At 54.6% G+C, this 13,711-nt stretch carries 13 protein-coding genes; all 13 read right to left on the reverse strand.

The window, feature by feature from the left end; translation table 11 throughout:
* Positions 1-13: 13 nt before the first annotated feature.
* The gene (locus BED41_RS10405; RefSeq protein ID WP_066745735.1) at positions 14-460 is read right to left on the reverse strand and encodes an H-type lectin domain-containing protein; all 447 of its coding nucleotides are present in this window, start codon (positions 458-460) and stop codon (positions 14-16) included.
* Positions 461-519: 59 nt separating this feature from the next.
* Positions 520-1,473: an IS3 family transposase gene (locus BED41_RS10410; RefSeq protein ID WP_437177029.1), complete on the reverse strand. Its 954-nt coding sequence runs from the start codon at positions 1,471-1,473 to the stop codon at positions 520-522.
* Positions 1,395-1,760, reverse strand: coding sequence for a helix-turn-helix domain-containing protein (locus BED41_RS10415; protein ID WP_066742226.1), 366 nt, complete (start codon positions 1,758-1,760; stop codon positions 1,395-1,397). Before BED41_RS10415 ends, BED41_RS10410 begins: the two co-directional genes overlap by 79 nt.
* Positions 1,761-2,010: 250 nt before the next feature.
* Complete coding sequence (locus tag BED41_RS16685; protein ID WP_066745738.1) at positions 2,011-2,466, reverse strand: hypothetical protein; 456 nt, start codon at positions 2,464-2,466, stop codon at positions 2,011-2,013.
* Positions 2,467-2,501: 35 nt separating this feature from the next.
* Positions 2,502-3,128: a hypothetical protein gene (locus BED41_RS10425; protein WP_066745741.1), complete on the reverse strand. Its 627-nt coding sequence runs from the start codon at positions 3,126-3,128 to the stop codon at positions 2,502-2,504.
* Between the two features lie 514 nt (positions 3,129-3,642).
* Positions 3,643-4,098, reverse strand: coding sequence for a hypothetical protein (locus BED41_RS10430; RefSeq protein WP_066745743.1), 456 nt, complete (start codon positions 4,096-4,098; stop codon positions 3,643-3,645).
* 5 nt (positions 4,099-4,103) lie between these two features.
* Positions 4,104-5,228, reverse strand: coding sequence for a hypothetical protein (locus BED41_RS16495; protein WP_157102325.1), 1,125 nt, complete (start codon positions 5,226-5,228; stop codon positions 4,104-4,106).
* 34 nt (positions 5,229-5,262) lie between these two features.
* Positions 5,263-9,423, reverse strand: a complete 4,161-nt coding sequence (locus BED41_RS10440) for a phage tail protein (RefSeq protein ID WP_066745748.1) — start codon at positions 9,421-9,423, stop codon at positions 5,263-5,265.
* Entirely contained in the window at positions 9,417-9,806 is a 390-nt protein-coding gene (locus BED41_RS10445) for a hypothetical protein (protein ID WP_066745751.1), read from the reverse strand. The genes BED41_RS10440 and BED41_RS10445 overlap by 7 nt, the downstream gene beginning before the upstream one ends.
* Positions 9,803-10,342: a hypothetical protein gene (locus tag BED41_RS10450; RefSeq protein WP_066745754.1), complete on the reverse strand. Its 540-nt coding sequence runs from the start codon at positions 10,340-10,342 to the stop codon at positions 9,803-9,805. Before BED41_RS10450 ends, BED41_RS10445 begins: the two co-directional genes overlap by 4 nt.
* Positions 10,339-10,677: a phage tail protein gene (locus BED41_RS10455; protein ID WP_066745758.1), complete on the reverse strand. Its 339-nt coding sequence runs from the start codon at positions 10,675-10,677 to the stop codon at positions 10,339-10,341. Before BED41_RS10455 ends, BED41_RS10450 begins: the two co-directional genes overlap by 4 nt.
* Positions 10,677-13,433 carry a tape measure protein gene (locus BED41_RS10460; RefSeq protein WP_084002403.1) on the reverse strand — a complete coding sequence of 919 codons (2,757 nt, stop codon included), beginning with the start codon at positions 13,431-13,433 and terminating at the stop codon, positions 10,677-10,679. The genes BED41_RS10455 and BED41_RS10460 overlap by 1 nt, the downstream gene beginning before the upstream one ends.
* Positions 13,417-13,695, reverse strand: coding sequence for a hypothetical protein (locus BED41_RS10465; RefSeq protein ID WP_066745762.1), 279 nt, complete (start codon positions 13,693-13,695; stop codon positions 13,417-13,419). Before BED41_RS10465 ends, BED41_RS10460 begins: the two co-directional genes overlap by 17 nt.
* Positions 13,696-13,711 lie beyond the last annotated feature (16 nt).

Below are 13,711 nucleotides of genomic sequence, written 5' to 3' on the forward strand. Positions count from 1 at the left end.
TCATCTCCTTACTTCATTTCCAGCGTCCGACAACATACATCTGCACGTCGCCATTAGATAGTGGGACGCCGATAGATACGACGGATATTGTGCAGCTTGTTGTTGTAACGGTACTCCTTTTTGCGCAGTATATAAAACAGCTCGCTAATGTGGTATTGGTATTTTCTTGATACATGTCAATAATCGGTAGCACTTTTGGTATTTGCGAAAACGCCGCCGGAAAGGTAACGTTTTTTAGAACTCCGGTATCGCTTCCTAAATAATACCAGCCAGTTTTGCAGACCATAGTACCATCCGCGAATTTAACATATTCTCCGTTGGCGTTAGAACCGCGCTCAATTACGGCGCTCCCCATCGTGCCCACCACCGGTAGCCACGATATATCTACTTTGCCGTTTTCGAGCACCGGCGTCTCGGCGATCTTGACCAGCTGACCGTTCTCGCGCTTGTATCTCTGCACTAGTCAACAAAACCTGGACAGTTGACTTGCTTAACTCTGTATAGTAGGGGGGTATCTCGTTACGTCCTACTCCTAAAACTGCCGTTTCCGCTATACGCCTCCTTATACTGTTTCGGCGTCATGTATCCCAAAGCATAGGCCGGACGCTCTTCATTGAAGAATTTTATGTATTCCTCTATCTCCCGCTCTATGTTTTCTTTGCCTGTTACATGAAAGTCTGTAAACAGCTCCGCTTTCAGCCAGCCGTTTATCGCTTCCATCGCCGCATTGTCCGTAGGAGTTCCGCTTCTGGACATGGAGTGGGCTATATGGTTCAGTTCCAAGATGTCGTTGTATTTCTTGGAGGCGTATACCGCGCCCTGGTCTGTGTGCAGTATCGTCTGCCATTCCGTTTTTTTATCTTTATTCATTATCAGTCCTTCCAGCCCGTCTATGTATGTCATTCTGTCTCCGCGCCTTGAAGACAACGCATGGCTTACTATTTCGTTGTTCCATAGGTCCATATACAGTGTCAGCTCATAGTACGTACCTTTGAAGCAGAATGCCGTCATATCGCTCGCTATGTACTGCATCGGTGAGTATACCGGCAGGCCTGCAAGAAGCAGGTTGGGGAATAATCTGTACGGATTGCCTGGTTTTTTATAACGGTAGTGTTTTGCCTTGCTCTTTATACCGGCAGCCCTGCAACATTTATAGGCGTACGGATCTGAATGGACTATTCCGGTGTCAAGGCGTATCTTCGCGTTAAGCCATCTGTATCCGTGCGACGGATATCTTTTATGATATTCCATAAAGAGCATTACGCTTCTAGCAAAATCCCTCGCTCTTTTGGACGGTTCAAACAGGCTGCGTTTCCAGTTATAGAAGCTGCTTCTGGGAATCCCCGTCACACGGCACAGGATGACTACAGGAAAATACTCGGATAGTTCCAGAATTACTTGGTATTCGAGCTGTCTAAAAGGATATATTCCTTTACCGGACCATCTCCTTTCACCTCGTAGCCTTTTTTTAATCTTGCTTCCGCTACTTTCGCTTTAATCAACTCAACAATGAGTTCTTTTTTTGTCATGGACTCATAATCTGATAGGTCAGGCTGTCTTTCGGAAGGCTTGTAAACATAACTGTCCGAACCGTTTCCGGAAGACTTGGGCGGCAGACTGTTGGAATCACGATACATCCGCATATAGTCCCTAGCCGTGTCGTCGCTGATGCCGTAGGCTTCGGCAGCCTCGTAACGTGTCATTATCCCCTCATAAACTTTTCGTCCGATTTCAAGACGCTCTTCTTTCGTGTATCGCATTACAGGCCTCCTGTGCATATAAACATGGCTCTTGTGCCACAAGATATTATTGTCATGTATAAAAGACAATTATATCTTGTCTCACTTTTACCCCCTATATGTACAGGATTAGTTTAGCAGTGCATCTCACAAGCCGCTTAGCCATGGCGGCCACCGTTGGGGGTTACTCCATGTAACCTGTTACTTTGGAGTACCCCCCCCCTGACTACATTACTGTATGTATTCATATTTACTATTACCTCCGTATTTTTTACTTCCAGCGGCCTACTGCTAGGTATGTTACAGGTTCATTACTCACACCAGTATTAAAAATTGTGTCACGGGCAGGAGAAATCATGAGGCTTGTCCCGGTCGGGTTACCTCCAATTATTGCCGTAGATACGGCCCCACTTCCACATGAAATATAGGCACTGGAAAGCCGTGCCTCTACCACCGTAAACACAGCGGGAAAGGTTGCAGATACAATTTTATATGGGTCGCTTCCGACGAAGCTCACTAACACTTGTCCAGTGCAGATCATCGTGCCATCCGACCACTTAACCCAGCTGCCGTTGGCGTTGCTCCCACGCTCGATAACCGCCGCGCCCATGCTACCAACAACTGGCAGTTGTCCAATGTCCACAAGTCCATTCACCAGCGCGGGAGACTCGAACTGCTTCACCAGCACCCCGTTTACATTCTTGTAGCGCACGAGTTTCTTAGACATCTGTGCGCCCTCCAATGCTTACAGAGGGGCAATAGCTACCTAGAAGTGCCCCTGTCTATATTACGTATTGTTATCATTTGTCCCTCCTGATTCTGTACCGCTTCCGGTGCGGTCTCCTCCGGCGGCATCGTCCAGCCGAAGTCCGCGAACAGCCCGTCGATAATCGCGTATAGCTCATCGTTGTCCGCGCCGTAGTCCATCTTCCGCAGCGCGCATAGTATTTTGTAGAGCTCCGTGCCGCCGTCCACGTCCAGCCCACAATCCACGCCCTGCCGCCCGTATTTAGCCTTTACTGCGGCAACGTGGCGCAGCCAATCCCCGCTGCTCATGCCGATGGCCTTAAACAGTGTGTCTCCGAGATCCAGCGGCAGAATGATTTCGCCGTCCGCCTCCACCTCAAGCGTCGGCGGGAAGCGGCGGTAGGTAGAGGTATAGCCGGCGTAGGCGTGCGGGATTTTCAGGGTCAGGTGAATATCGTCGCCCACTCGCCGAATATCATCTGTTACAAATATCTCGCCGTCTATGGCCTTCACCGGCAGTTCACCGCCGTCCATGAGCGCGGAAAAGTCGTACTCCACGTCATTTACGATCAGTTTGTTGCCCTGTTTACTTATTTTTCGGTACTCCGTTATCTGCTGCGGACTGAGTTTGATCTTGAACACCGAAACACCTCCTTTACACGGCAATTACACAGGCACGCGCCGCTGACATGGCGGCGGCCTGTGGTTGTAGATTTTTTAATTTTCCTTTGTTACACGAGAAATACCCACCCTGTTGCCCACCCGCTCTGCGACTGCCTTTACATGTACATCGTAGGTGCACTCGCGTCTGGCGCGATCATCGAGAGCGGCTCAAACGCCAATGGCCGATACATAAAGTATGCGGACAATACGATGATCTGTACGCAAGTTGCAAACCTCGGTACGATGACGGTTTCACAAAACGATGGTGCGTCAGTAAATTGGATATACCCTGCGCAATTCGTAGATACGGAAGATTTATGTATAATTGCCCAGCCGACAGGTTGGGCATCAAATAGATTCGTGGCAAGCTTGTATCCGAATACAACGTCATATGCTTACGGTGGATGCTTTGCTATTACCGGTACGTGGAATTTAACAGGCGAAACATATCTAGTTCAGATAGCCATAGGCCGTTGGAAAGCATAAAGCTAGGCTATTTCCAGCGACCTATGGCGTGCCAGCGTATTCTGACCGGAACAGTTGATGATGGTGTTCCATCGTAGGCGGAAAAGCCAAGAGATACGTAATTAGCATATGATGCGAAGTTTGATAGTTGCATTGCTCTTCCCGGCGCACTTTCATGGTACGCTGCTCCGCTTATGTCATTATCAGTAATAAATACCGCTGGATATGTAATTTCAATAGCTTGAAAAATATCCGTAGTATTAAAAGCATGATAGAAATGGCCATGACATATCTGTGTTCCATCAGCATATTTTATATATCGGCCATTGGCGTTTTCCCCGCTTTCTATCACTGCCCCCGCGTCCAGTGCACCTACGATGCGCAGGCATTCCGCCGGTATCTTCAATTCGGAGTCGAGCACCGGCACCTTCACCTTCGGCCCCAGCGCGCCGAGTACGTTCTTTGCTACGCTGTATATCTGCATCTCTGTTATACCTCCTCCAGCCTGTCGATTATGTCGCCGTCCTTCGTGGCGGCCAGGATCTGCGCGTCGGTCTCGCCGTTTATAAACAAATGTGTCCGCTGGGTGGCCCCCGCTGGCAGCCATCCGAGGTCTATCTTGCCGTCCGCCCCCGCCTTCGGCACCTGTCCCGCCGCCGGAAGCAGAGAGGCGATAGGCACCTGCGCCGCGCTGCTGGCGGCCGCACTCGCGCTGTTGGCGGCGTTTGTAGCGGAGGTCTGCGCCGCGGTCTTTGCAGATTCAGCGGCTCTCTTGGCCGCAACAGCCTCGTCCTTCGCTGTAGATGCGGCGGTCGCCGATCCTGCTGCTGCATTCGCGGCGTTCTGCGCCGCCGTTTTCGCGTTTTCTGCCGCCTGTTTGGCCGCCTCCGCCGCATCCTTGGCATTTACGGCCGCCGTCTCCGAGGCACCAGCCGCCGCCGCGCTGTTTGCCGCTCCCGTTGCCGAGGCCGCCGCCGCGTCTCTGCTCTGCGCAGCGCCGCTCTGTGCCGTTTCGGCTCCGCTCTTGGCGGCCAAAGCGGCGTCTTTCGCGGCTCCCGCCTCCGTACTGGCCGCCTCCGCTCCTGCCTGCGCCGCCTCTGCTCCGCCCTTGGCCGTCTCAGCGGCGTTCTTCGCGGCCACGGCCTCATTTTTCGCCTCAATGGCGGCATTCTTGGCCTGTGTCGCCGTGCCGCTTGCGGATACCGCCGCCTGTCTCGCAGTCTGCGCTTCATCGCGGGCGGCCTCCGCCTGTGCGGCCGCATCCTCAGTGCGGGTTACATATTCCATCACGCTGGATAGTACGGTCTTGCACCGGTAGACTAGCGCGGAGACCAGCGCCGAGAGGTAGGGCGTCGTCTGCTCCCCCGCCAGATTCCAGAGGGCGTATTTTACACCGGAGGCGCTTGCTCCGCCGTATGGCTCTTTCAGCGTCAGATGTAAATCGTCCACCACCTCAGCCACCTCGTAGTGCGGCGCGACCGCCGCGCCATTGGCGTCCACGAGGGAGAAGGCGGCCCCCTCTGGCACCGCGCCGTCTCCCCAGGTCGTACCGCTGCCCACTACGTTGGGGCTGCCGTTTGTTACCGTGACTGTTCCTGCTTTATACCAAGGCATTTTTTTATCACCTTCCGTCGCTTCATGTTTGTCCCTATGCTCCCGCCGCCAGCCAGTTGACTTTGCCCGCCGCAAGCAGCGTGCGGGAGTTCAGCGAGACCGTGGCGCTGTCGAATATGTAGTTGTTCTGCGCGCCAGTTGTGTTTGCCACTTTTTTGCGCAGGAAGAACGTTATCGTCCCGCCTGATATGCGGATGCTGGCCGTGTTGCTGCCGTTGCCCGACGATGTACCCGCGGTCACTGTAAAGTTCGCCGCCGTCGTCGCGCCGGCGTTTTTCAGGCTTGTAAAGGCATTCATGCCTGTTATGTCGGTCTCGAAGCTCACGGAGGTAAAGCTGCCGGCCCCCGACCTCCGCCAGAGGTTATCGCTGTACAGTTTTACGGCGACGTTGCCAGTGTTGACGATCTTGCCCTCGGAGAGGTTTATCACGCCTTTTATCTTCCAGACCTCCCAGCCGGAGGGCACGGCGTACTGGGTGGTAAGCAGAGGGTTAGAATCGGAGGTTTGAGAGGCCGAGGCGTAGGTCCATGCGTTGTTTAGCGCCGTGGTGTTTCCCGTGTTGTATTCGTAGGCATCCGATCCGTCGCTGAATGTGCCTCCCGCGTCCTCGGCGGTAAATTCCGCTTTCAGGTACCAGACCGCCGATTTTGAGATGTTGACGGATATAGAGCTGTCGCGGTATTCGCTAAGGTTGTCGCCGATGGACACCGTCTTCCAGCCGGAGATGTCGGCATATGAGCCGCCGGAGGTGTCGCAGGCTAACAGCCGCCATTTCACGTTGCGGCGGTTCCAGTTGGGGGCCGCTCCGGTCCCCCGCTTGCTGAACATGCTCGCATAAGCAATTAGGCTACCGACGTTGGCGGGCATGGAGACCGCGCCGCTGGTCCAGCCCGCCGATACAGTGCCGCTGTTTTTGTTGGCCTGTATTACTTCACTCGCGGCGTCAAGCACGAGGTTGGCGATGGGGATAAAACTATAGTTGCCGCCGCCTCCAATGTTGTGCAGCTCGTGTTTGAGTCCCTCGTATTTCACCCGCCAGTATTGGTTCTGGCTTTTATATGTGGTGTTGTAGGCCATGAGTTCGGAGATCGATACGATGATCTTAGGCTCCGTGGCGAAATATCCGGGGATGTACACGCGGCACGCCTCTTTTGCCCCCGCGGTCTCCGCCGCCGGCGTCGTCGCTACGCCCTCTTTGACGTTGGTAATCATGGTACGGTTGCGCAGCGCGCCGTCTATCACCTGTGAGATACGCATCTGGCCGTTTTCCATGACGATCGTATCGGACACGCCGTCTCCGAGCTGGAAGATGCCGCCCGCGCCGATGCGCAGCAGTCCGCCGTCTCCGATCTGGATACGCGCCGCCGCGTTGATCATCTCTCCCGTTATAACCCCCTCGGCAAAGAGGTTGCCGCTCAGATATACGTTGCCGCTGTCATCTACTTGGAAGACTATCGTCTTCTTTTCGCCTACAGCGATTTTAAAGGCGTCGGCAAGGATGGCAAACTCGCTGCCGCCGATGTTGCTGTTGGTGATGCCGAAACCGGCGACGTTGCCGTTCACGTCCACGGTCAGGGTATAATTTGCGATGACGGCGGCGATGATCTTCTGCGCCTCTTCTTCCGTCACCGTCTCCCATTCCGCGCCGTTCCAGATTTTATAGACGCTGCCGTTTTTCCAGATATCGCCGGTCTGAGGTGAGGCGGGGGCGGCCGTTCCCTCGGTGATCTTTACGGTGCGGGCGACTACCTGCATAAGCTGCTGCAAATAGGCGATGGAATCACCCATCTGCGCCGCCATCAGCTCGCGCGCGGTGGATTCGGCGCTGTCGGCGTCCGCCCTCGCGGCGCTCTCTGCGGTAATGGCGGCGGCGTTCTGCCCCACCTGTGCGGCAAGAGTTTCGCGGGCGGCGGCCTCCGCTCTGTCTGCTTCGGCGCGGGCCGTCTGCTCTTCGGTGATCGCCGAGGTGTTTTCATTGACCTTCGCAAGCAGTTCCGTGCGTGCCGTCGCCTCCGCTTCCAGCCCTTCAACGACTTTCGTTTCGAGCACCTGCGTAGCCTTGGCCGCCGTCTCGCGGTTTTCATCCTCGTTGACGCTGTTCTGTATCCCCGCCTCCGCAAGCATCTTTACCAGCCCCTCAAGTTTTTGGAGCTGAGGTAATAATTTGCTGGGGGCAATGCTCTGTTCTNGGATTTCCGCCGGAGGGATCGCCTCGCTGGTGGCGGATATCATCGCCGTGTACTCGCTTTCATTGCCGGCCACGTCTACCGCTTTTAACTTATACCAGCCCGTCTGCAGCACCATAAGGTTAGCGTCTATGTATTCCTGCACAAAGCGCGGCACGCTGCCGATTTTTATCATCGGCGCGTCGGCCCGGTCGAGGGCACGGTATATTTCTATGTGGTCAAGGTCGGCGTCCGGCGGGTCAGTCCAGGTAAGCACGGCCATGCGGAAGCCGCCCGCCCCGTGCAGATTGGTCGGGGGCGCGGGCGGTGTCAGGTCGCCGTGCAGAATTTTGCTTGTCGTTTGCCCGTCGCTGCGGATGCCGAGGTTCGATACCACGTATATCTTTACATAAAGCGTGTCGCCGATGTTGCCCGTGCAGGGCAGATAGTATTCTTCGGAGCCGCGCGGCAGGGTGCCGGCGGGCTTCCAGCTCACTTCGGAGCTGTACCGATACCAGAGTTCGAGGGAGTTGTAGCTTGCCGGCGGCGTCCATGTGATCTTGGCGATCAGGTTATAACTGCCGTCCTGCAAGGTCTCCAGCTGCTCAGTTATGGCAAGCTCGGTCACGTCGTTGGGCTTATAGTCGGTGGTGAGGCTGGTGTCGATATGATGGGTCACGTCGAGCACGCCGTCGTCATATACGTCTTCCACATACTCGGAACAAGTGACGGTCATAACATCCATATCGTCACTACCGGCGTTTTTCACGGAGATGACGCGGAACGGTTTCCTCTTCCAGCCGGTGAATTTCTCAAATGAGACGGTCAGCACCTCTCCGGGCATGATATCGCAGTCTTTAAGCCCTACGCCGAAAGAGCAGAAATTCCTAACCATGAGTGAGGTCTTGAGTAGGTAATACCCCATGTGCCCCACCTGTTCAGCCCTCGTCACGGGCAGCAGGGAGATAGATTTTTCCACGACGCCGCGGTCGGCGATATCGGTGGAGTCCTGAAATACGTCCGTGACGCGCTCATAGCTGTTGTTTGGGTCTATCCAGTCTACGGTGATGCGGTTGCATACGTCTTCGTCGGCCGCCTGCCAGAAAGTGAAGCTGCCCTCTACGATGTTGTCGGGGGTGATTTCACGGCTGTAGGCGGAGACCGGCGCGTCTATGCAGATTTGGAGCCTGTCTGTCTCCACGAGGTAGCCGCGGAAGGTGGCGAGGAAATCGGCCAGGGTGTCGCGGACTGGGCGTCTGGTGTCTATGTTAAAGTCAAGCTGGAATCGCGGCCCATAGGATACGGCCTCATCGCAGTATGCCGCCGCCGCTACGGCGCAGTCGTAGTCTATACGCTCCCAGTCGGGGTGTTGGTACACGCCCGCCGCCGTCACGCCGAGGCCCATGCCGTAGCGCGGATGACAGAGGATGTCTAATACGATCCATACAGGGTTGCGACTCCACGCGAAGCCGTTGGGTGTCCATACTTTCACGCCGTCTACAATGCTGGTTATCGTCGGCGTGCCGTTTAACTTCTCCTGCGCCTTAAGTGTTAGACAAATAAGCGCCACGTCGTCGGGGTATGGCCTCGCGCCGTTCGGGTCTCGGCTGTCGTGGGTCGCCGCCGTGGTGTTGAGGTATTTTGTTACAGAGCAATCTTCCAACGCTGCCGGGTCTTGGTCGTTGGCCATAACTGAGTTGATCGCCGTCACCGGCCCCTCGCCTATGAGTATGTAGATGTCCTGCTTCTCTTTTTTGTCGCTGTCGAACGCCTGATAGATGATGTTGCCGGCGACTCTACAGCGCCCATATATCACGGGGATCGGCACAAGCTGGCTCATGGTGTTGCTGATTGGGCCGAAGCTGTATGTCGGTGAGTTCGAGAAGTCTCCCATGTCGCGCGGCTTGAAAAGGCTGCCAAGCGACGCGCCAAGCATGATGGCCCCGAAGGCCGTGGTTACGAGCCCCCAGCCGATCAGCGCGCCGGAGAAGGCCCAGCCTAATAGTCCGCCTACTATTGCCGTTACCATAACGGTACCTCCGATATTTTATAGATTCCAATGGTTATTTTTCTGTATGGCACGCTCCACCGCGTCAGGCGGCTCGTGCCGCCGCGGGGGATGTGCAGGAAGTGATTTCCGTTTATGAAGGTCCCAAGGTGGTAGAAGGGCGAGAAGTCAAAAAGGATCACCGCCCCCGGTTCGGGAGCCTCTATTTTATGCGCAATTTTTTCCAGTTCTCGGCGTATGTCGCGCGTTCTGGCCTCGTAGTTTTCCGGCGTATAGTCCCATACAAGCGGGATCGCGCGCCCGTATGTCTCCTGCGCGGCGATGGACAGCCGTAAGCAGTCGGTCTGCCCCGGACCAAAGCCCCAAGGCAGACCGATAAGCCGGTTTATTTTGTCGTTCATCATTTGCGTATCGTGAGTTCGCGCGGGTCTTTCGCGCTGGGAATGTAAGGGAACATCGAAGTCCAACAGATACGGCGCGGAACGTAGTCCATGCCGTCAAAGCCCTGTGATACCACGGCGTCAACCTGCGTCTGTCCGATGGTGATGCTCCGAATCTTACCGCTGAATACGAGCGCCGCGCCGGTCTCGCTGTTTAGCGCCTCTTTAAAGCCGCGGTAAACTTCGCAGCGCACGCCGTTGAGCTTATAGTATTGCGCAAGCGACGTAAATTCATTGGTCACGTTGTCTATGCTGATGTGACACTGGTCGGTCGTCTGTTCTTTGCTGCGCTCGGCCTCCTCGATGCGCATCGCGCAGGCGGTATAGCTTTGCGGCTGTCTGTTTTTGTCGAACCACATCACGTTTTCGGCTGCGTCTGTAAGATAGAGGTCGTCCATCTTATGGGGTCCCTGATTAAGGGGCGGAATGTTAAGAATACGGAGCAGATATAAGGGCCGCACAACCTCCGCTTGGGCCGCAAGTTTGTAGTCACTGGTCATAGGATTTCCCTCAAGGTCAGCTCGACCGTTCCGTACTTCATGCCGCTGCGAGTCGATTTCAACGTGTCATCCTTAAAGCGTACTGTAATGGCCGAGGTCGCCTCCGGCGGCGTCCACAAGAACGACTCCACCGGGCCCTTCCGGGCGTTCCAGAACTCTTCTATCTCAGCGAGTTTTGCGGCGCTGCCTGTGAAGGTCAATACCCACTCGCGCGGCGCCGCCCCAAGGTCGCTGCGCTGCTCTTTGCCGCTTTCAAAAGTCGTTATGTTCACGCGGCGGCGGTATTGCGGCCGCCACGTAAAATCAGGCGTCCATGTGAAGACAGGTGTCGGCATTATGTCGCCCCCTTTACTGCGGCACGCAGCGCGCCTCCGCGCTGTATGCCGTTTACGATCATGCTTTCAAGATAGTTTCTGTTCTTCTGTAGCATTTGAATGAAACTCTGCGCGTCAATCGCCTGGATGGTGATGTTGTAGTTGTCACCGCCACCACCTCCGTCGGCGGTACCTAAGTGCGCATTCTTCGGCTGTACGACTTCGCCGCGCTGCAGGATCGCCGGCACTTCGTCAGGGCGCAGGCCGGCGATGCCGCCACCGTGCATTCGCGGCGCATTCGCGAACACGGACGGATTTACGAGCGTCGGAGTACCACCGGAGCCAACGGTGCCACCGCCGTGAAACTTCAATCCGAACAAGCCGAAAAGGCCGCCGCCAGAACCGAAAAAGCCATCGCCTTCTCCGCCGCCAAATAGTGTTCGCATAACAAGCGCCTTGGCCACAACCGCGCCGATGTCCTGCAGCAAATCCATCATGGCGTCTCCAAGCGATTCGGTTCCGCGGATCGCGCTCTCAAAGGCGTTGCCGATTCCTTCGGGGAAGGCATAGAGCGAACTTCGCGCGTCATCCCATACAGCGGCAGCCTGCTGCGCTGCAGTTGGGAATTTATTCATTGTGTTTTCGTACGCTTTAAGCGCGTCGTCGGCCATTTTGGTAACACGGGGCATATCAGCGAATTGTATCTTTAGCTGCTCAATGGCGGCTTTATACTGAGTTCCGCTTATTTTCCCGTTTTCAAACTGGCTTTTTAATAAGTCAAGCGACTTTGAAAAGCTGCTGCTTCCCGCGCTCTGAACATCACTGAAAGCCTTCTGCAACTCAGGAGTCCACTGCAAAAAATTCTCCATGTGGCCGCCAGCCGCCTTAAATTGCTCTGACAGGTCAGCAAACCGCTCTTTGAGCTTGTTGAGGTAATCCGTATCGCTCATAAGTCCCTGCGAGTTCTGCCAGTCATAATTATTATATTCTTCCTCACGCAGCCGCTTAGATTGCTCCATATACGACTTCATGCGCTCAATCTGCTGCTTGTTTCTCTCCATCACGTTTACGGCCGAGAATGGGTTGCGCCGTTCCGCGTCTTCCGTGATCTGAAGTTGAAGGTCGCGTATTTTCTTCCAATCCTCTGATAGAGGTTTTGATTTTGCAAGCCATTTGTCGAGAATTGGCAAGAATGATTCTCCGTCGGCGTTAAGGTATTTTATTTGGTCGGAAATACTTTGCACAAGCATTTCTGCCGCCGTTTTACCCTTCGCGCCCTTTTTATTGTTGCCCCCCGTAAACCCGCTGTCATTGCCGAGTGAACCAGCGAATAGACTTTTCCAATCAGTGTTGCCGGAGAGATCGAGCGCAGTTTTTGCAAGCTGATTTTTTGCTCTTACAATAGCTTCTGTTATACTTTTAGGGCGTCCTTTGCCATTTTTATAGTCTTCCATCGCGGCTTGCTGGTCGGCTTTTTCTTGTGCAGAGAGTGTTTTTTTAGCCGGCGCCGGCTTTTCTATTCCGGCATCGTCTCCCAGTACCGATGATCTTAGCTGCGCAGTTTGCGCAATAGCCTCCGTAAGCTTGCCAAGCTTTTTTATTACGAAAGTTACGGCATCCACTATTTTTTCACATACCCATTTGACGGACTTCCATGCGGCAGAAAAAGCCTCAACAATCGCATCCCAGAGGTCTGTGAAAAAACCGCCCATACTGTCCCAGTTTTCGTATATAACGGCGGCTGCTACGCCGCACGCGGCGCCAATGGCAAGCAAAGGCCAAGTGGCGGCTATTGTCGCAGCAGCCCACGCAGCAAACGCCGGCACGACAAGCCCGGCAACCGCTGCGGCTATCACCACAAGAGCTTGGCGCACGCTGTCAGGTACAAGCTGTTCAAAGGCTTCGCGCACGCCACTCGTTTTTATTATCTGCGCAAACGCCGTAAGCCACGATGTCACGCTGAACAGCCGTTCTTTCAAGTCGAAAGCCCGCGTTATTTCCTCTCCCACACCGCGCATGATGCTCGATATCGCATCCTTCATGTTGCTTAACTGCTGCGGTATCTCTTTCGCTACAGCATCCATCATGCCGCCGAAACGCTTCTGCATACCGCTAAAAATCCCCTCAAGCGCGGCTTGCGCGGATATAGCGCCCTTCTTTGTCTTATCCATTACGTCCGCGACGGTGGTCCCCATGCTTTCAGCGAGCATCTTCCACGCCGGCACGCCGGTTTCCGATATCTGGCGCATTTCTTCGGCCGACAGCTTGCCCTTCGCAGCTATCTGTCCGAAGGCAAGCGTCAAGCGGTCTACGCCCTCCTGACTCAGCCCAACAGCCATCGCGGCATCGCCGACCGTCTGTAAAATCGGGATGACAGACCGTGCCTCGAATCCATAGGCCTGCAACCGCTTCGATGCGTCAACAAGTCCTGCAAATTCAAACGGAGTCGTTGCAGCAAAACGCTCAAGGTCATTCAAATGCGCCTGCGCTTCTTTTGCGCTGCCGGTCAATACGGTCATGCTGCGCTTCACCATCTCAAAATCAGCAGCCATCTTTACCGAGGCGGCGCCAAGCGTGCCGATGCCCAGCGCCACCCATTTAAGCTTTGATACTAGATTCGACGATAGTTTCATCGCGTCTTTACCCAACGCGACTTCCAGATTCTTTTTAATGGATTTAGAAAAAGCCGTGACCCGTGATGTGAGGCTGCCCAACTGGCGGGCAGCCTCCGTCACGTCGGCGGTTACTTTTATCTGCATTTTATTCGAGCTTGGCATGAGTACCGCCCCTTATTTTTTTAAGTTGTTGCTTCTTATATTCTTCCTCATCAACGATGCGAACTCCATTCCAAATACCGCAAAGCTCGTCAATCGTATGTGACTCACCATCCTGGCAGATTGCGGCATAGGCCGAAGTTATGGCCGCCTCACGCCGCTGTAAATATGTACCGTAGTTATATGCGATCACCTTATCTATGATCTGACCGCGCGTGATGTGCCATAAATCCTCATGGCTTAGGGCAAGAGGCCCTAGAGCCATGAGATACAGCGACCTC

Origin of the sequence: Cloacibacillus porcorum (assembly GCF_001701045.1) — a bacterium.
Classification (GTDB): Bacteria; Synergistota; Synergistia; order Synergistales; family Synergistaceae; genus Cloacibacillus; species Cloacibacillus porcorum.

Coding starts and splice junctions, on each gene's coding strand:
- BED41_RS10415 (WP_066742226.1), bottom strand. CDS start 1,760: ATGCGATACACGAAAGAAGAGCGTCTTGAAATCGGACGAAAAGTTTAT.
- BED41_RS16685 (WP_066745738.1), bottom strand. CDS start 2,466: ATGTCTAAGAAACTCGTGCGCTACAAGAATGTAAACGGGGTGCTGGTG.
- BED41_RS10430 (WP_066745743.1), bottom strand. CDS start 4,098: ATGCAGATATACAGCGTAGCAAAGAACGTACTCGGCGCGCTGGGGCCG.
- BED41_RS16495 (WP_157102325.1), bottom strand. CDS start 5,228: ATGCCTTGGTATAAAGCAGGAACAGTCACGGTAACAAACGGCAGCCCC.
- BED41_RS10445 (WP_066745751.1), bottom strand. CDS start 9,806: ATGATGAACGACAAAATAAACCGGCTTATCGGTCTGCCTTGGGGCTTT.
- BED41_RS10450 (WP_066745754.1), bottom strand. CDS start 10,342: ATGACCAGTGACTACAAACTTGCGGCCCAAGCGGAGGTTGTGCGGCCC.
- BED41_RS10455 (WP_066745758.1), bottom strand. CDS start 10,677: ATGCCGACACCTGTCTTCACATGGACGCCTGATTTTACGTGGCGGCCG.
- BED41_RS10460 (WP_084002403.1), bottom strand. CDS start 13,433: ATGCCAAGCTCGAATAAAATGCAGATAAAAGTAACCGCCGACGTGACG.
- BED41_RS10465 (WP_066745762.1), bottom strand. CDS start 13,695: ATGGCTCTAGGGCCTCTTGCCCTAAGCCATGAGGATTTATGGCACATC.